The organism is Streptomyces maremycinicus (assembly GCF_001184025.1).
In the GTDB taxonomy this organism is placed as follows: domain Bacteria; phylum Actinomycetota; class Actinomycetes; order Streptomycetales; family Streptomycetaceae; genus Streptomyces; species Streptomyces maremycinicus.
Genome location: NZ_BBYG01000012.1, coordinates 531,126 through 548,137 on the forward strand (window position 1 = coordinate 531,126; position 17,012 = coordinate 548,137).

16 protein-coding genes are annotated in these 17,012 nt (G+C 72.2%); 12 read left to right on the top strand and 4 right to left on the bottom strand.

Annotated elements, in window-relative coordinates:
- Nucleotides 1-29 precede the first annotated feature (29 nt).
- Entirely contained in the window at nucleotides 30-1,013 is a 984-nt protein-coding gene (locus AOQ37_RS15470) for a helix-turn-helix domain-containing protein (RefSeq protein WP_078890188.1), read from the bottom strand.
- A 414-nt stretch (nucleotides 1,014-1,427) separates the two neighbouring features.
- Here AOQ37_RS15470 and AOQ37_RS15480 point away from each other — a divergent pair, with 414 nt between their 5' ends.
- On the top strand, nucleotides 1,428-1,763 hold the full coding sequence (locus tag AOQ37_RS15480; protein ID WP_054241900.1) for a Rieske (2Fe-2S) protein: 336 nt from the start codon (nucleotides 1,428-1,430) through the stop codon (nucleotides 1,761-1,763).
- A gap of 190 nt (nucleotides 1,764-1,953) precedes the next feature.
- Here the strand turns inward: AOQ37_RS15480 and AOQ37_RS15485 are convergent, their stop codons facing one another.
- Entirely contained in the window at nucleotides 1,954-2,367 is a 414-nt protein-coding gene (locus tag AOQ37_RS15485) for a pyridoxamine 5'-phosphate oxidase family protein (RefSeq protein WP_062645057.1), read from the bottom strand.
- A gap of 121 nt (nucleotides 2,368-2,488) precedes the next feature.
- Here AOQ37_RS15485 and clpB point away from each other — a divergent pair, with 121 nt between their 5' ends.
- Complete coding sequence (gene clpB / locus AOQ37_RS15490) at nucleotides 2,489-5,101, top strand: ATP-dependent chaperone ClpB (protein WP_062645058.1); 2,613 nt, start codon at nucleotides 2,489-2,491, stop codon at nucleotides 5,099-5,101.
- A 100-nt stretch (nucleotides 5,102-5,201) separates the two neighbouring features.
- Here the strand turns inward: clpB and AOQ37_RS15495 are convergent, their stop codons facing one another.
- Nucleotides 5,202-5,714: a hypothetical protein gene (locus AOQ37_RS15495; RefSeq protein ID WP_062645059.1), complete on the bottom strand. Its 513-nt coding sequence runs from the start codon at nucleotides 5,712-5,714 to the stop codon at nucleotides 5,202-5,204.
- A 142-nt stretch (nucleotides 5,715-5,856) separates the two neighbouring features.
- Here AOQ37_RS15495 and AOQ37_RS15500 point away from each other — a divergent pair, with 142 nt between their 5' ends.
- The gene (locus AOQ37_RS15500) at nucleotides 5,857-6,420 is read left to right on the top strand and encodes a YbjN domain-containing protein (protein WP_062645060.1); all 564 of its coding nucleotides are present in this window, start codon (nucleotides 5,857-5,859) and stop codon (nucleotides 6,418-6,420) included.
- A 124-nt stretch (nucleotides 6,421-6,544) separates the two neighbouring features.
- Here the strand turns inward: AOQ37_RS15500 and AOQ37_RS15505 are convergent, their stop codons facing one another.
- On the bottom strand, nucleotides 6,545-7,744 hold the full coding sequence (locus tag AOQ37_RS15505) for a pyridoxal phosphate-dependent aminotransferase (protein WP_062645061.1): 1,200 nt from the start codon (nucleotides 7,742-7,744) through the stop codon (nucleotides 6,545-6,547).
- A gap of 140 nt (nucleotides 7,745-7,884) precedes the next feature.
- Between AOQ37_RS15505 and AOQ37_RS15510 the strand changes: the two genes are divergently transcribed.
- The 9 genes from AOQ37_RS15510 (at nucleotide 7,885) to AOQ37_RS15550 (ending at nucleotide 16,870) form a co-directional block, all read left to right on the top strand.
- A complete protein-coding gene (locus AOQ37_RS15510; protein WP_062645062.1) occupies nucleotides 7,885-8,184 on the top strand; it encodes a hypothetical protein in 300 nt (99 codons plus the stop codon).
- A gap of 409 nt (nucleotides 8,185-8,593) precedes the next feature.
- The gene (locus AOQ37_RS15515) at nucleotides 8,594-9,148 is read left to right on the top strand and encodes a DUF2617 family protein (protein WP_062645063.1); all 555 of its coding nucleotides are present in this window, start codon (nucleotides 8,594-8,596) and stop codon (nucleotides 9,146-9,148) included.
- Between the two features lie 96 nt (nucleotides 9,149-9,244).
- The gene (locus AOQ37_RS15520; protein ID WP_062645064.1) at nucleotides 9,245-10,894 is read left to right on the top strand and encodes a polyamine aminopropyltransferase; all 1,650 of its coding nucleotides are present in this window, start codon (nucleotides 9,245-9,247) and stop codon (nucleotides 10,892-10,894) included.
- A gap of 97 nt (nucleotides 10,895-10,991) precedes the next feature.
- Complete coding sequence (locus AOQ37_RS15525; RefSeq protein ID WP_078890189.1) at nucleotides 10,992-11,843, top strand: SRPBCC domain-containing protein; 852 nt, start codon at nucleotides 10,992-10,994, stop codon at nucleotides 11,841-11,843.
- Between the two features lie 124 nt (nucleotides 11,844-11,967).
- Nucleotides 11,968-12,765: an aldose epimerase family protein gene (locus AOQ37_RS15530; RefSeq protein ID WP_062645066.1), complete on the top strand. Its 798-nt coding sequence runs from the start codon at nucleotides 11,968-11,970 to the stop codon at nucleotides 12,763-12,765.
- A gap of 35 nt (nucleotides 12,766-12,800) precedes the next feature.
- Nucleotides 12,801-13,373, top strand: a complete 573-nt coding sequence (gene pyrE / locus AOQ37_RS15535) for an orotate phosphoribosyltransferase (RefSeq protein ID WP_062645067.1) — start codon at nucleotides 12,801-12,803, stop codon at nucleotides 13,371-13,373.
- Between the two features lie 188 nt (nucleotides 13,374-13,561).
- Nucleotides 13,562-14,593: a class II fructose-bisphosphate aldolase gene (fbaA, locus tag AOQ37_RS15540; protein WP_062645068.1), complete on the top strand. Its 1,032-nt coding sequence runs from the start codon at nucleotides 13,562-13,564 to the stop codon at nucleotides 14,591-14,593.
- Between the two features lie 152 nt (nucleotides 14,594-14,745).
- On the top strand, nucleotides 14,746-16,236 hold the full coding sequence (locus AOQ37_RS15545) for an MFS transporter (protein WP_062645069.1): 1,491 nt from the start codon (nucleotides 14,746-14,748) through the stop codon (nucleotides 16,234-16,236).
- Between the two features lie 220 nt (nucleotides 16,237-16,456).
- Nucleotides 16,457-16,870 (top strand): DUF3151 domain-containing protein, encoded by a 414-nt coding sequence (locus AOQ37_RS15550; protein WP_020129192.1) that lies wholly within the window; start codon nucleotides 16,457-16,459, stop codon nucleotides 16,868-16,870.
- Nucleotides 16,871-17,012: the final 142 nt, after the last annotated feature.

Consider the following 17,012-nt stretch of genomic DNA (forward strand, 5'->3'; position numbering starts at 1 on the left):
GGTTCTCGGTGCCGGGCCCGCCCGCGGGGTCAGGGTTCCTGTTTGAGGATCCCCGACTGGGCTATGAGGAAGCCGAGTTGGGCGCGGCTGCCGCTGCCGAGGGCCGTGGCGAGCTTGGCTATGTGGGCTCGGCAGGTGCGGACGTTCATGCCCAGACGGCGGGCTATGGCCTCGTCGACGTGCCCCTCCACGAGGAGCTTGGCGATGGAGTGCTGGATGTCCGTGATGCCGTCGGGGGCGGTCTCGTAGGGGGCGCCGGTGGCCAGCGGTACGGCGCGCCCCCACATGAACTCGAAGACCTTGATCAGATAGCGGACGAGCCCCGGGTGGCGGAGTTCGAGCGCGACCTGTCCGTCGTCCCGGGTGGGGATGAAGGCGACGGTCTCGTCGCAGATGATCAGCCGCTCCACGAGTTCGTCGATGGTGCGGTACTCCACCTTGCCGTCGGTGAACTGGGAGACGTAGGCCAGCGTCTCGGGGCTGTACCGGGCCGTGTGCTGGTAGAGCGTCCGGATCCGGCACCCGCGTTCGATCAGCGGCCGGTCGCGCTCGAGGCCCTGGACGAGGGTGTGTTCGAGGCGCCGGCGGCTCGGCTGGACGGTGAGCATCTCGGTCTGGCACTGGGAGGTGGCCAGATCGAGTGCCGCGTTGATCCGGTCGATGCCCTCCAGCACCGTGATCGAGTGTGTGGTCGGCGTCGGCTGGGCGCTGAGGGTCATGAACGGCTCGAAAGCGTCGGCGAGTTCGACCGACAGCCGCCTGCGCTGGGTGATCTCGCGTTCGATCGGGTTGAGCAGCTGGGACAGAGCGATCGACGGGGGCACCGGACGGAGCCAGTCCGCGTCGTCGGGGTCCGCGTGGAGCAGGGCGAACTCCATCAGACACGGAGCGGGCTCCACGTCCGCGCGGGCTATGCGGCCCGTCCGAAGAGCGTTCCCATAGAGACGGCGACCTTCCTCGCACAGCTCAGTCGACGCATGAGGATGTGTCTGCTTTGTCTCATTTTTCGTCAAATCTCCACCCCCCAGGGTCCTGAACGTGCAGGAACATGATGCATCGATTGTGTGGCCATGACGTGCCCGAATGGGCCATCGTCGTAGTGGACGGGGGAGAGGTGACCTTCAAATGAGGACGAAGCCGACTATGCATAAGAGAATGCTTCGCTCGGCGCTTGCCGCCGCCTTCTCCGCCGCCTTGGCCTTCGGGGCGCTGAGTGGCCTTGCGGGAACGACGGGTGACACGGCGCGCGACAGTACCTGGAGCACGGGTACCGGGACCGTCGCGGCGCCCGCGGACAGTACGTGGGTCGCGCCCCGCGACAGCACGTGGGTGATCACGGCGGCAGACGTGCCGGGTGACAGCACATGGGTCGCTCCCGGTGACAGCACCTGGGTCGCTCCCGGCGACAGCACGTGGGTCGCCGAGTCATGACCACTCCACCCGACGACCGCTCCTTCCGCCGCGAAATGGCCACCGCCTACCGCTCCGGCTGGCACTTCATCGACCTGGTCACCGCCATCCCCCACAGTGGTGACTCGTTGATGGTGACCGTGTTCGGTGAGCCCGTGGTCGTGACGCGCGACGAGGACGAGGACGTACGGGCCTACCGGTGCCTGCGCAAGCCCCGGGGAGCGCCGCAGCCCGTGCGGTGCGCCATTCGTTACGGAATGATCTTTGTGAACCTGGACCAGCGGGACCACAGGCTCGTCGAGCCCGAGACCCCGCCCCTGAAGACCATCTCAGCCACCCCCCGCAGTGCCTGACGCGATTCCCCCGTCGTAACAGATCGCTCAGGTGCTTCCCCCCGCAGCGGCGTCACCGTGACCTGAACACGGTGACGCCGCTGTGTTTAGGGGGACATTTCCCCACATGCGCCCGCTTGAGCCTTGGCCGAAAAACGACGGGGACGGATCCGGTCATCCGCACACCCCCGCGCCGCACCCGCCCCTCGCGTCACCCGCGTCCCATCGCCCGGGTCAGCTCGATCTCGATCACCACGCGCGAGGGGTTCGGGCCCGGTGTGCGCCCGTAGCGCTCCGCGTACCGGCGCTCCGCCTCCGCGACCCGGTCCGGCTCCCCGCGCACGTACGCCCTGCCCTCCAGGGTGGCCCAGCGCCGGCCGTCCACCTGGCAGACCGCGACCCGGGCCCCGTCCGGCCCCGCCGCCAGGACGTTGCCGACCTTGGTGCTGCGCCGGTCGGCGATGACCCGAGCGAGCCGGGCCCCGGGTTCGTATGTCACTCCGACCGGAACCACGTGCGGGCTGCCGTCCGGACGTGGTGTGGTCAGGGTGCACAGGTGTCGTTCGCGCCAGAAGGCGAGATACGGCGCGTCCGGGGCGCCCGGGTCCTGGGGGTATGCGGCCATGGTCCGGAACCTAACCCCTTCCAGGATTCCCGCGCACACCTTGAGTGGAATAGACTCAACTTTGTGTACGCTGACTGAGTCAGACACGGAAGACTGCTGACGCCAGGAGGAGAAAGCGAACGTGGACGCCGAGCTGACCAACCGGAGCCGGGACGCGATCAACGCGGCCAGCAACAGGGCCGTGTCCCAGGGACACGCCGACCTCATCCCCGCCCATCTGCTGCTCGCTCTGCTCCAGGGCCAGGAGAACGACAACATCGTCGACCTCCTGGCCGCCGTCGACGCGGACCAGGCGGCCGTGCGGGCCGGGACCGAGAAGGTGCTCGGCGCGCTGCCCAGCGTGACCGGGTCCACCGTCGCGCCTCCGCAGCCCAACCGCGAGCTGCTGGCCGTCATCGCCGACGCGCAGAGCCGGGCCCGCGACCTGGGCGACGAGTACCTGTCGACCGAGCATCTGCTCATCGGCATCGCCGCCAAGGGCGGACAGGCCGCCGACGTGCTGAGCGGGCAGGGGGCGACCCCCAAGAAGCTCCAGGAGGCCTTCCAGAAGTCCCGCGGCGGGCGCCGGGTGACCAGCGCCGACCCCGAGGGGCAGTACAAGGCCCTGGAGAAGTTCGGCACGGACTTCACCGCCGCCGCCCGCGAGGGCAAGCTCGACCCGGTCATCGGGCGGGACCAGGAGATCCGGCGCGTCGTGCAGGTCCTCTCCCGGCGTACGAAGAACAACCCCGTCCTCATCGGCGAGCCCGGCGTCGGCAAGACCGCCGTCGTCGAGGGCCTCGCCCAGCGGATCGTCAAGGGCGACGTGCCCGAGTCCCTCAGGAACAAGCGGCTCGTCGCGCTCGACCTCGGCGCGATGGTCGCCGGCGCCAAGTACCGCGGCGAGTTCGAGGAGCGGCTGAAGACCGTCCTCGCCGAGATCAAGGACTCCGACGGGCAGATCATCACCTTCATCGACGAGCTGCACACGGTCGTCGGCGCGGGCGCGGGCGGCGACTCCGCGATGGACGCCGGCAACATGCTCAAGCCGATGCTGGCGCGCGGGGAACTGCGCATGGTCGGCGCGACGACCCTGGACGAGTACCGGGAGCGGATCGAGAAGGACCCGGCGCTGGAACGCCGCTTCCAGCAGGTGCTGGTGGCGGAGCCGTCGGTCGAGGACACCATCGCGATCCTGCGCGGGCTCAAGGGCCGCTACGAGGCCCACCACAAGGTGCAGATCGCGGACGCGGCCCTGGTCGCCGCCGCGACCCTCTCCGACCGGTACATCACCTCCCGCTTCCTGCCCGACAAGGCCATCGACCTGGTCGACGAGGCGGCCTCCCGGCTCCGTATGGAGATCGACTCCTCGCCGGTCGAGATCGACGAGCTCCAGCGGTCCGTGGACCGGCTGAAGATGGAGGAGCTGGCCCTCAGCAAGGAGACCGACGCCGCCTCCCGCGAGCGCCTGGAGAAGCTGCGCCGCGACCTCGCCGACCGGGAGGAGGAGCTGCGCCTGCTCACCGCCCGCTGGGAGAAGGAGAAGGAGTCCCTCAACCGGGTCGGCGGGCTGAAGGAGAAGCTGGACGAACTGCGCGGCCAGGCCGAGCGCGCCCAGCGCGACGGCGACTTCGACACCGCCAGCAAGCTGCTGTACGGCGAGATCCCGGCCCTGGAGCGCGATCTGGAGGCCGCGTCCGAGGCCGAGGAGGAGGCCGCGAAGGACACCATGGTCAAGGAGGAGGTCGGCTCGGACGACATCGCCGACGTCGTCGCCTCCTGGACCGGCATCCCCGCGGGCCGCCTCCTGGAGGGCGAGACGCAGAAGCTGCTGCGCATGGAGGAGGAGCTCGGCCGCCGCCTCATCGGTCAGACGGAGGCGGTACGGGCGGTCTCCGACGCCGTACGACGCTCCCGCGCGGGTATCGCCGACCCCGACCGCCCCACCGGCTCCTTCGTCTTCCTCGGCCCGACCGGCGTCGGCAAGACCGAGCTGGCCAAGGCCCTCGCCGACTTCCTGTTCGACGACGAGCGGGCCATGATCCGCATCGACATGTCGGAGTACGGCGAGAAGCACAGCGTCGCCCGCCTGGTCGGCGCGCCTCCCGGCTACGTCGGCTACGAGGAGGGCGGCCAGCTCACCGAGGCGGTGCGCCGGCGCCCGTACAGCGTGGTCCTGCTGGACGAGGTGGAGAAGGCGCACCCGGAGGTCTTCGACGTCCTGCTCCAGGTGCTGGACGACGGCCGGCTGACCGACGGCCAGGGGCGCACGGTCGACTTCCGCAACACCATCCTGGTGCTGACGTCGAACCTGGGCAGCCAGTACCTGGTCGACCCGGTGTCCACCGAGGCGGAGAAGAAGGAACAGGTCCTGGAGGTGGTGAGGGCCTCCTTCAAGCCGGAGTTCCTCAACCGGCTCGACGACCTCGTCGTCTTCTCGGCCCTGAACAAGGAGGAGCTGGAGCGGATCGCCCGGCTCCAGATCGACCGCCTGGCCAAGCGGCTCGCCGAACGCCGCCTCACCCTGGAGGTCACCGACGCGGCCCTGGCCTGGCTCGCCGACGAGGGCAACGACCCGGCGTACGGCGCGCGCCCGCTGCGCCGCCTGGTCCAGACGGCCATCGGCGACCGGCTCGCCAAGGAGATCCTGGCCGGCGAGGTCAAGGACGGCGACACGGTCCGCGTGGACACCTTCGGCGAGGGCGAGGGCCTGATCGTGGGCCCGGCGACGGCGGAGCCGGACAAGACGCTGTAACGCACCGGCTCCGGCGCCGGCCGCGGCTCCTGCTCCGGCACCGGCCGCGGCTCCTGCTCCGGGCCGGAGCGGGCCCGCCCCGCTCGGGCCCGCGCCCGCGTCACGTCGTGAACGCCGAGTACCGCACCCGCGCGGTCTCGGCGTTCTCGTACGTCACGTTCACGTTGACGACGTACGCCTGCGCCCCCGGGTGTCCGGTGACGTCGATCTGGAAGCAGTAGTCCACGCCGTGACAGGCCTGGGTGCCCGGACCGCCGGGCGGGGGCGCCTCGGGGTAGGCCTGCGCCAGCCAGGCGCTGACGCCCGCGCGCGGCATGCGGAACTCGGCCTGGTAGTTCGTGTCCAGCCAGGACTGCACCGTGCAGTCGGCGTCCCGTGTGCCCGCCGGCAGCTCGGCCCCGCCGAACGCCAGCGCCTCGGCGCAGGGCACCTTCTTCAGCCGGGTCCCGTCCACCTCCTCGTCGTCGGTCAGCAACCAGACGCCGACCAGCACCACCAGGCCCACCACCAGCAGCACCGGCAGCGCGAGGATCGCCGCCACCAGCCCCCATCTGGTCCGGCCCCGGGCCCTCGGCCCCGGCGGCACACCGGCCCCGCTTCGCCCGTTCGCCATGTGATCCCCCTCCACCCGTCACCGCCCCTTCGCGCAACAGGCCGGATCATGTCAGCTCAGGGCTGACAGGCCCCTGCCGGGCTTGCCACCCCCCTCCCCGCATGGGGGAGGATGGCGGGATCCGTACGAAGGGAAAATCACGGTGAGCATCGACCCGTCCTCGATTCCGAACTTCGGGGGCCAGCAGGAGCCGCAGCCCCAGGGTGGACCGGCGGGCCCCGTCGTCCCGGATCAGGATCTTGTGAAGCAGCTCCTCGACCAGATGGAGCTGAAGTACGTCGTCGACGACGAGGGCGACCTCGCGGCGCCGTGGGAGGAGTTCCGTACGTACTTCATGTTCCGCGGCGAGGGAGACCAGTCGGTCTACTCGGTGCGGACGTTCTACGACCGGCCCCATGGGATCGACGACAAGGCGCAGCTGCTCGAGGCGATCGACGACTGGAACCGCCGCACCCTGTGGCCCAAGGTCTACACCCACACCCACGACGACGGCACCGTCCGCCTCATCGGCGAGGCGCAGCTGCTGATCGGCGCCGGTGTGAACATCGAGCTCTTCGTCTCCTCGACGGTGAGCTGGGTGCGGGCCGCGATCGAGTTCGACAAGTGGCTCGTGGAGCAGCTGGGCCTGGAGTCGGCGGCCGGTGACGCCGACGCGAAGCCCGGCGACACCGCCGAGCACGTCGAGAAGGCCGAGGACGACGAGTAGGTCCCCGATCTGCCGTACGCCCGGCGGGCGCCCGTCCACAGCCTGTGGACGGGCGCCCGCTTCTCGTTCGTCCCGCTTCTCGTCCGCTCCGCCTTCTCGTCCGTCCGCTCCCTGGCGAGGGCGGTCAGTGGGAGAACGCCTTGCGCAGCCGCTCCGCCGCGTCCGCCAGCACCTCGGTCCGCTTGCAGAACGCGAACCGCACGAACGGCGCGCCCGCCTCGCGGTGGTCGTAGAAGACGGCGTTCGGGATGGCGACCACACCCGCGCGCTCGGGCAGCGAGCGGCAGAAGGCGAAGCCGTCGGACTCGCCGAGGGGGCGGATGTCGGTGGTGACGAAGTACGTGCCGGCCGGGCGGAAGACCGTGAGACCCGCGTCCGCGAGCCCCGCCGCCAGCAGGTCGCGCTTGGCCCGCATGTCCGCGCGGAAGTCGTCGAAGTAGCTGTCGGGCAGGGCCAGCGCCTCGGCGACCGCGTACTGGAAGGGGCCGGACGACACATACGTCAGGAACTGCTTCGCCGAGCGCACCGCGGTGACCAGCCCGGGCGCCGCCGTCACCCAGCCGACCTTCCAGCCGGTGAACGAGAACGTCTTGCCGGCCGAGCCGATCGTGACCGTGCGCTCGCGCATGCCCGGCAGCGTGGCCAGCGGCACGTGCTCGGCCCCGTCGAAGACCAGGTGCTCGTACACCTCGTCGGTCACGACGAGCAGGTCCCGTTCCACCGCCAGCGCGGCGATCGCCGTCAGCTCCTCGCGGGTGAGGACGGTGCCGGTCGGGTTGTGCGGGGTGTTGATCAGCAGCAGCCGGGTGCGGTCGGTGACCGCGTCGCGCAGCTCGTCCAGGTCGAGGCGGAACCGGGCCCGCTCCGGGTCCGGCCGCAGGGTGACCGGCACCCGTGAGGCGCCCGCCATCGCGATGCAGGCCGCGTAGGAGTCGTAGTACGGCTCGAGGGCGACGACCTCGTCACCGGGCTCCAGCAGCGCGAGCAGGGTGGCGGCGATGGCCTCCGTGGCGCCCGCGGTGACCAGGACCTCGGTGTCCGGGTCGAAGGAGAGGCCGTAGCGGCGGCGCTGGTGGTCGGCGATCGCCGTGCGCAGCTCGGGGACGCCGGGGCCCGGCGGGTACTGGTTGCCGCGTCCGTCCCGCAGCGCCCGTACGGCGGCCTCGCGGACCTCCTCGGGGCCGTCCGTGTCGGGGAATCCCTGCCCCAGGTTGATCGCGCCGGTCGTCGCGGCCAGGGCGGACATCTCGGCGAAGATCGTCGTCCCGAACTCGGCGAGGCGGCGGTTGAGGAAGGGGCGCGCGGTGGAGGTCATGCCCGCCATCCTGCGCCGAAGCTCTGGAGTTCCTCAACTCTGCTTTGGCAGCTGAGACAGACGGGCATCCCCCGTTCACGCGGCGCTCGGGCGCCACGCGAGGCGCCCACGGGGGGCCGCTTCGGGGGACACGGAAGGAGGGTGACGCCATGGTCTTCGGCATCATCCTGGCGGTGATCGGAATCGTGTTCGTGGTGGCCCTGGTGGCCAACGCGGGCAGGCGCGGCGCCGCGCGGACGCACCGCGGCGGCCGGTCGGGCCGGTACAGCGACGGGGGCGGCTCCGCCGCGGCCGGCGGCAGCTGGTGGGCCGGTGACGGCGGCTCGGGCGGCGGCCACGGAGGAGGGCACGGCGGCCACGGAGGAGGCCACTCCTGCGGCGGGGGATCGTCCTGCGGGGGCGGCGGATCGTCCTGCGGCGGAGGCGGCGGATGCGGCGGAGGCAGCTGACACGGGGCAGCTGAGCTCCCCGCGGGGGGAGCCGCATCCGGACCGCGGGGCCCGATCCGACCACGGGCTCCGTGGTCACACCGATGACGGCGGCCGCAGCGACTACCCGCGGCCGCCGCTTTCATGTGGGGCGCGTGGAAGCACGGGTGGGCCGCCCGGGGTACGCCATAGTTGAACAATTGAGCTGCGGACCCCCCGAGGGATGGAAACCCCACGAAGTTGGGTAAAAACGCTGTGGAGCCATCGCAGTTCATGATTCCCTCTAACCACCAACGCAGCCCCTCGGACCCCCTCGGACGTCCCTCGCGGACGACCTTCCGGACCGGGCCGACCGGGGCAGTTCTCCCGGCTTCGACCGGGGTGCGCCGACCTGCCCCCTCTTCTCTTTGCGTCTCCGCGGAGCCGATCCATGCTCACGACCCTGAACACCTCCTACACCGACACGCGCGCGGCCGACCTCGCCTGGGCCCTGGGGCGAGAGCCGCTGCCCGCCCTCGCCACGCTCGACCTCGAACTGTCCGCCGCCAGGTTGCAGCTGAGGCTGCTCGGCGCCTCGCACCAAGTGCTGCTGGAGGAAGAGCAGGGCTCCTGTTCCGAGACGGTGGCCTGTATCCCCGGCAGCAGCACCCCGCTCCCGCTGGGCGTCGCCAAGCGGGTCGGCGACTGGGAGTACGAGTTCGCGGCGCGCGTCGAGGTGCTCTCGCCCGGCCAGTTCGCCGGCCGCGCCCAGGAACTCCTGGCGCTCGTCTCCGAGCACCCGCACGGCCTCGCCGGTGTCTTCCCCGGCAGCCCGCACGCCTTCACCGCCCTGCTCGCCCACCGCAGCGAAGGCCAGGTGCACTGGCGCACCTGGCACGCCTATCCGCAGGACGGGCAGCTGGTGGCGACCAGGACGAGGGTGGGCGTCCGCGTGCGGTCCGGCGATCCCGGCTTGTCCGTGAGCGCCTCCGCCACGGGAGTCTGAGGCGCCGGCGGCTCAAACGTCGGTCGCGCGGACGGCCCCGGATTCCACACGTGTGGGTGACGAAGGGCACCCATGCCGTGACGTAACGTCGCAGTCGTGATCGAACCGCACGCGCCGGCCCCGCCCGGTGTCCGGCCCGACCGGCAGCCGCCCCCGCACGGCGCCGCGCGGCTCCCCGTGCGGCCGGCCACCGGGCGGTTCCTGGTTCTCGCGTGCGTCTTCGTCTGCGCGGCCTGCGGTCTCGTCTACGAACTGGAACTCGTCGCCCTCGCCTCCTACTTGATGGGCGACTCCGTCACCCAGGCCTCCGTCGTGCTGTCCGTCATGGTCTTCGCGATGGGCGTCGGCTCGCTCGCCGCCAAACGGCTGCGGCGGTTCGCCGCGGCCGGCTTCGGCGCGCTGGAGACGACCCTCGCCCTGGTCGGCGGGTGCAGTGCCATGGCGCTCTACGCGGTGTTCGCGTGGACGGGCGACTGGGGCGGCCCGTGGGCCTACGGACCCCGCGTCCTCCTCGTCGCGTTCTCCCTCGCCATCGGTGTGCTCATCGGCGCCGAGGTGCCCCTCCTCATGGAGCTCATCCAGCGCATCCGCCGCCAGGACGCGGGCGGCGCCGTCGCCGATCTGTTCGCCGCTGACTACGTGGGCGCGCTCGTCGGCGGCCTCGCCTTCCCCTTCCTGCTGCTGCCCTTCCTGGGCCAGCTGACCAGCTCCCTGCTGACCGGCGGGGTCAACGTCGTGGCCGGCGCCGCCCTGGTCCTGGGCCTCTTCCGCCGGGACCTCAGCTGCCGGGCCCGCGCTCTGCTGCTCGTCGCCAACATCACCGTCCTGGGCGTCCTCGCCTCCGCGGCCGTCCTCGTCGACGACTTCGAACGGGCCGCCCGGCAGGCGGTGTACGGCGACGACGTGCGCGTGGCGGTGCGGACCGGCGTCCAGGAGATCGTCCTCACCGGCGGCACCGACGGCCGCCCCCTCGACCTCTACCTCGACGGCCGCCTCCGCTTCGCGGGCCACGACGAGCGGCGCTACCACGAGGCCCTGGTCCAGCCCGCGATGAGCGGCCCGCACGCGCGCGTGCTGCTCCTCGGCGGCGGCGACGGCATGGCCGCCCGCGAGGCTCTCGGCCACCCCGGCGTGCGCCGTGTCGACGTCGTCGCGACCGACCCCGGTCTGGTCCGGCTGGCCCGCACCGATCCGGCCCTGTCCCGCCTCAACGGCCACTCCTACGGCGACCCGCGCGTCCACGTCACCACCGAGGAGGCCTTCCAGTGGCTGCGCGGGGCCCCTCCGGCGACGTACGACGTGGTCGTCGCGGATCTGCCCGACCCGGGCATGACGGCGAGCACGAAGCTCTACTCCCAGGAGTTCTACGGCCTCGCCCGCCGCGCCCTCGCCCCGGGCGGCCGCCTCGTCGTGCACGCCGGCCCGGTCGACGGAGGGCTGCGGGCGTTCTGGACGGTCGAGACGACGATGCGCGCGGCCGGCCTGCACACCGCGCCCTACCGCGTGGACGGCCGCGCCCCCGGCCCCGCCGAGGGCCCCGACCGCGGCACCGGCGTTTCCCGGGCACCCGATGACTGGGGCTTCGTCCTGGCCGCCGCCGAGAGCCGCCCGCGGCTGCGCCTCGACCGGCGCGAGCGGCCGCCGCGCACCCTGACCCAGGCGCAGCTGGCGGCGGACGCGCGGGCGGCCGAGGCGACCCGGGTGACCGGGCTGCGGCCCTCGACGCTGGTGCATCCGCGGTACTGACCCCGCGCCGGGGGTGTACCACCGGCCGGCGCCCGGCGGAGCCGATTCCCGGTTTCGCCGGGTGCTTTCCGGCGGGGGCTGGGTAGGCTCCGATGTCATGGAGCAAGAGGTGTTCGTTCCGGTTCCGGCCGAGCGGTTGAGGGCGGCCCTCGCGGATCCGGCCCGGGTGGCCCGGGCGGTCCCCGGGCTCCAGCAGGACGCGGGCACCGAACCCGTCGCGGGGCGGCTGAAGGTGCGGGTCGGCGGCCACACGATCACGTACCGGGGCGCCGTACGGGTCTCCCCGCGCGAGGACGGTGCGTACGCCGTGGAGGGCGACGCGACCGAGGTGCGCGGCAGCGGGGTGGTGAAGCCGCTCCTCACGCTGTGGCTGCGGGAGACCGGAGCGGGCACCACGCTCCGCTTCGAGGGGACGGCGTCGGCGGACGGCCGGATCACCGAACTGCCCTCGGAAGCGGTGGAATCGGCCGTCACCCGCCTGCTGAACCGCTTCGCGGCGAACCTTGCGACGGAAGCGGCCGAAGCCGTGGATACCGCGGAAGCCGTGCAGGTGGCCGCTGCGGACGACGTGGGCGACGCGGACCCCGTGGACGAGGTCGCCGGTGACTCCGCCGATGACGTGGACGAGGTCGACGACGTGGACGAGGTCGACGACGTCGACGTATCGCCGGTGCCCGGGACCGTCTTCGAGGCGGAGGTGCCGCCCGCCGGGCTGGAGGACCTCACGGGACCCGGGGAGCCGCCCGCCGAGGCCGCGCACGCGCGCCGGACGATGATCGGACGCAGCGCCGAGGAGGTGGACCACGCCCCGCCGCGCGGGCGCTACGCGCCGGTCCCGGCCCCGCAGACCGTCGTACCGAACAGCACCCTGCGATGGGCCGCACCGGCGGCCGCGCTGGTGGTGGCGTCGGCGATCGTGGTGGGCAGGGCACTGCGCCGACGCGGCTAGGCAGGAAGCGGCGCCCGGGCCGGACACGGCGCCGGGTCGGAGGCGGGCCGGGCCCGAGGCCGTCGCCCGGCGTCCTGGCCGGTCCGCGACCGCGCCGGTCCGACCGTCCCAGTAGGGTCGTCCCGTGAGTGACGAAGACATCACGCTGACCGCGGGCGACGCGGAGGTGACCGTGCAGCCGGGCAACGGCGGCCGGGTCGGTGGGCTGCGCGTCGGCGGCCTCGAACTGCTGCGTCAGGGAGACCGTTTCGGGTGCTTCCCGATGGTCCCCTGGTGCGGCAGGATCCGCGACGGCCGTTTCCGCGACGGCGGCACCGTTCACCAGATGCCGCTGAACGCCGCGCCCAACGCCATCCACGGCACCGTCCGCGACGGCGCCTGGAAGGTGGCGCGGCGGACCGCCGACGAGGCCGTGCTGACGTACCGCCTGGTGGAGCCCTGGCCCCACCCCGGCCTGGTCACCCAGGTGATCACGCTGACCGAGGACAGCCTGACCCTCGCGACGGCCGTGGAGACCTACCACTCGTCCTTCCCGGCGCAGATCGGCTGGCACCCCTGGTTCAACCGCAACCTGGGCGGCCCCGACGACCAGGACGTGCGGGTCTCCTTCGACCCCGCGTGGCAGGAGGAGCGCGGCGACGACCACCTGCCCACCGGTAACCGGATCGAGCCGAAGCCCGGCCCCTGGGACGACTGCTTCGGCATGCCCGGCGGAGTCTCCGTCGGTCTCACCTGGCCCGGCCGGCTGGAGCTGAGGGTGACCAGCCCCGAGGAGTGGGTCGTCGTCTACGACGAGCAGGAGGCGGCCGTGTGCGTGGAGCCGCAGACCGGCCCGCCGGACGGCCTGAACACGCTCCCGCGCCTGGTCACGCCCCTGGAGCCGCTGGAGGCCAGCACCAGCTGGCACTGGACCCGGCTCTGACCTCGCCCTTCGGGCTTCGCCTTAAGCTGAGCACCATGACGGACGTAAACGAAGTGATGCCGTCGGGCACACGTGGCGCGCTGCTTCAGCAGATCAAGGACAAGGCCGTGGTGCACGGCAAGGTGACCCTGTCGTCGGGGCTGGAGGCGGACTACTACATCGACCTCCGCCGCATCACCCTCGACGGGGAGGCCGCCCCGCTGGTGGGGCAGGTGCTGCTCGACCTGACCGCCGAGCTCGACTTCGACGCTGTGGGCGGTCTGACCATGGGCGCCGACCCGGTGGCCGGCGCCATGCTGCACGCGGCCGCCGCGCGCGGCCGGCGGCTCGACGCCTTCGTCGTCCGCAAGGCGGCGAAGGCGCACGGGCTCCAGCGGCGGGTCGAGGGCCCGGACATCAAGGGCCGGCGGGTCCTGGTCGTCGAGGACACCTCCACCACCGGCGGCTCGCCGCTCGCCGCCGTGGAGGCCGTCCGCGAGGCGGGCGCCGAGGTCGTCGCCGTCGCGACGATCGTGGACCGGGCGACCGGCGCCGACGAGAAGATCCGCGAGGGCGCGGGCGTGCCGTACCTGTTCGCCTTCTCGAAGGATGAACTGGGTCTGGACTGACGGCCCGCATTGACCTCCACTTGACCCGGGCGTGGGCCCGCCATGGACCGGGTGTGGACCAGGCATGGACCATTCGCCCAGGTCTGGAAAGATGGGGCCGACGATGACGTCGCACCCCAGGTCTAGGTCAGGGCCGTAGTACGCAGATCGAACAGATCGCCAACCCGCAGATACCAAGGAGCGGACAGATGCCCATCGCAACCCCCGAGGTCTACAACGAGATGCTCGACCGGGCGAAGGCAGGCAAGTTCGCCTACCCGGCCATCAACGTCACCTCGACGCAGACCCTGCACGCGGCACTGCGCGGCTTCGCCGAGGCGGAGAGCGACGGCATCGTCCAGATCTCCACGGGTGGCGCCGAGTTCCTGGGCGGCCAGTACAGCAAGGACATGGTGACGGGCTCGGTCGCCCTCGCCGAGTTCGCGCACGTCGTCGCCGAGAAGTACCCGGTCACCGTCGCGCTGCACACCGACCACTGCCCGAAGGACAAGCTCGACGGGTACGTCCGTCCGCTGCTCGCCGTCTCCGAGGAGCGGGTGAAGGCCGGCCGCAACCCGCTGTTCCAGTCGCACATGTGGGACGGTTCCGCCGAGACCCTCGCCGACAACCTCGCCATCGCGCAGGAGCTGCTCGCCCGCGCCGTCGCCGCGAAGATCATCCTCGAGGTGGAGATCACCCCGACCGGTGGCGAGGAGGACGGCGTCTCCCACGAGATCAACGACTCCCTGTACACGACGGTCGACGACGCGGTGCGCACCGTCGAGGCGCTGGGTCTGGGCGAGAAGGGCCGTTACCTGCTGGCCGCGTCCTTCGGCAACGTCCACGGCGTGTACAAGCCGGGCAACGTGGTGCTCCGCCCCGACCTGCTCAAGGAGCTGAACGAGGGCATCGCCGCGAAGTACGGCAAGCCGGCCGGCTCCCAGCCGTTCGACTTCGTCTTCCACGGCGGCTCCGGCTCCACCGCGGAGGAGATCGCGACCGCGCTGGACAACGGCGTCGTCAAGATGAACCTCGACACGGACACGCAGTACGCCTTCACGCGTCCCGTCGCCGACCACATGTTCAAGAACTACGACGGCGTCCTGAAGGTCGACGGCGAGGTCGGCTCCAAGAAGACCTACGACCCGCGGACCTGGGGCAAGCTGGCCGAGGCGGGCATGGCCGCGCGGGTCGTCGAGGCCACGCAGCACCTGCGCTCGGCGGGCCAGAAGATCAAGTAACCCAAGGCGCCTCCGTGGTGCCCCCGTAGTACCTACCTCCGTATCACCTCCGCGTGTCCCGGGAGGTACTACGGGTGAGTACCGGGTGTACTACGGGTACGGGTGAGCCCGGCGTCTGTCTACGGCGCCGGGCTCGCTGTATACCTGGGGGCATGCCTGACGTCCGGTTGGCCTCGCCCCGGGGCAAGTGGATCCTGCTGACCACGGTGCTCGGCTCCAGCATGGCCCTGCTGGACTCGACCGTCGTCAACGTCGCCCTCCCGCGCATCGGCCGTGACCTGGACGCCGACCTGGCCGCCCTCCAGTGGACCGTCAACGCGTATCTGCTGACGCTGGCCGGGCTGATCCTGCTCGGCGGCTCCCTGGGCGACCACTACGGGCGGCGCAAGGTGTTCGTGGTCGGCGTGGTGTGGTTCGCCCTCGCCTCGCTGCTGTGCGGGATCGCCCCGAACGCGGGCGTGCTCATCGCCGCCAGGGCGCTGCAAGGGGTCGGCGGCGCGCTCCTGACGCCGGGTTCCCTCGCCCTCATCCAGGCCTCCTTCCACCCGGACGACCGGGGGCGGGCGGTGGGCCTGTGGTCCGGGTTCGGGGGCATGGGGGCGGCCGTGGGGCCGTTCCTGGGCGGCTGGCTGGTGGACGGGCCGGGCTGGCGGTGGGTGTTCCTGCTGAACGTGCCGCTGGCGTTGGTGTGCGTGCCGGTGGCCCTGCGGCACGTACCGGAGTCGGACGGCAGGCCCGCCCGCGCGGCGGACGACGGTCCGCACGCGCGGTTCGACGTGCTGGGCGCCTTCCTCGGCGCGCTGGCGCTCGCCCTCGTCACCTATGCGCTGATCGAGGCCCGGAGCGGACCCGTAGGGGTCGTCACGGGGGCGGCGGTCGCGGGGCTGGTCGCCGGGGTGGCCTTCGTGGCGGTGGAGCGCCGCAGCCCGGACCCGATGCTCCCGCTGGACATCTTCGGGTCCCGCCAGTTCACGGCCGTCAACCTGGTCACCCTGTGCGTGTACGCGGCCTTCGGCGGCTTCTTCTTCCTGTCCGCGGTCCAGCTCCAGGTGGTGGCCGGCTGGTCCGCCCTCGGAGCCGGTACGGCGCTGCTGCCGACGACCGTGCTGATGCTGCTGCTGTCCGCCCGCTCCGGCGAACTCGCCGAGCACATCGGCCCGCGGATCCCGCTCACCGTCGGCCCGCTGCTGTGCGCCGCCGGGATGCTGCTGATGCTGCGCGTCGGACCCGGCGCGTCCTACGCCACCGATGTCCTGCCTGCGGTCCTGGTGCTGGGCTTCGGCATGGTCGCGCTGGTCGCCCCGCTCACCGCGACCGTGCTGGCCTCGGTGGACGTCTCACGGGCCGGGGTGGCCAGCGGCGTCAACAACGCGGCGGCCCGCGCGGCGGGTCTCGTCGCCGTGGCCGCGCTGCCCCTGCTGACCGGGATGAGCTCGGAGGCGTACCGCTCGGCCACGGCCTTCGACGACGCGTTCCGGCGGGCGATGGTGCTGTGCGCGGGGGTGCTGGTGGTGGGCGCGGCGGTCGCCTTCGCGACGGTACGCCGACCGGCGCCGGACTGCCGCAGGCCGGAGTGCAGGACCCACGGGAGCGTGCTGGCGCCGCCTCTGGAGGGGGAGCGGACGAAGGGCCGGCTGTCCTAGCCGGTGCCGGCCGCGCTCTCCCGCCCGAGGTGCCGACCGCGCTCTCCCGGCACGACGGGTCTGTTCCGGGGTGCCGGTGGTGTTCTCCCGGCGCGACGGGTCTGTTCCGGGGTGCCGGTGGTGTTCTCTCGGCGCGACGGGTCTGTTCCGGGGTGCCGGTGGTCGGGGTTCACCCGGAGGACCCGGGGCCGAGGGCTCGCGGATGGCGCAGACTGGACGCATGTCCATTCACGAAAACCTCCTCGGGGGACCGCCCCCGACCCACCTGCCCGACGACCCCGAGCCGCGCGAGCTCCTCGCGAACGGCACCGCGCCCGCCGACGTCGCGGCGAAGTACCCGACGTCCTCGCTGGCCTGGGCCCAGCTCGCCGACGACGCGTTCGAGCGGGGCAGCGTGGTGGAGTCGTACGCGTACGCCCGCACGGGGTACCACCGCGGGCTGGACAGCCTGCGCCGCAACGGCTGGAAGGGCCACGGCCCGGTGCCGTGGGAGCACGAGCCGAACCGCGGCTTCCTGCGCGCGCTGCACGGCCTCGCCCGTGCCGCGCAGGCGATCGGTGAGCAGGCGGAGTGGGAGCGCTGCTCGCAGTTCCTGAAGGACTCCTCGCCGACGGCGGCCCAGACCCTGGGCTAGCCGAACCCGGCCCGGCCGCCCCTGGGCCGGCGACCCCTGCGGCGGCTGCCCCTGGGCCGGCCGTCCGTCGGGGTGTCTCAGCTGTGTGTTTTCGGGGCCCGTCTGGTGTGACCAGGCGGGCCTTGCGTTTCCGGGAGAGTAT

Coding starts and splice junctions, on each gene's coding strand:
- AOQ37_RS15480 (WP_054241900.1), top strand. CDS start 1,428: ATGACCACTCCACCCGACGACCGCTCCTTCCGCCGCGAAATGGCCACC.
- AOQ37_RS15485 (WP_062645057.1), bottom strand. CDS start 2,367: ATGGCCGCATACCCCCAGGACCCGGGCGCCCCGGACGCGCCGTATCTC.
- AOQ37_RS15495 (WP_062645059.1), bottom strand. CDS start 5,714: ATGGCGAACGGGCGAAGCGGGGCCGGTGTGCCGCCGGGGCCGAGGGCC.
- AOQ37_RS15505 (WP_062645061.1), bottom strand. CDS start 7,744: ATGGCGGGCATGACCTCCACCGCGCGCCCCTTCCTCAACCGCCGCCTC.
- AOQ37_RS15510 (WP_062645062.1), top strand. CDS start 7,885: ATGGTCTTCGGCATCATCCTGGCGGTGATCGGAATCGTGTTCGTGGTG.
- AOQ37_RS15515 (WP_062645063.1), top strand. CDS start 8,594: ATGCTCACGACCCTGAACACCTCCTACACCGACACGCGCGCGGCCGAC.
- AOQ37_RS15525 (WP_078890189.1), top strand. CDS start 10,992: ATGGAGCAAGAGGTGTTCGTTCCGGTTCCGGCCGAGCGGTTGAGGGCG.
- pyrE (WP_062645067.1), top strand. CDS start 12,801: ATGACGGACGTAAACGAAGTGATGCCGTCGGGCACACGTGGCGCGCTG.
- fbaA (WP_062645068.1), top strand. CDS start 13,562: ATGCCCATCGCAACCCCCGAGGTCTACAACGAGATGCTCGACCGGGCG.
- AOQ37_RS15545 (WP_062645069.1), top strand. CDS start 14,746: ATGCCTGACGTCCGGTTGGCCTCGCCCCGGGGCAAGTGGATCCTGCTG.
- AOQ37_RS15550 (WP_020129192.1), top strand. CDS start 16,457: ATGTCCATTCACGAAAACCTCCTCGGGGGACCGCCCCCGACCCACCTG.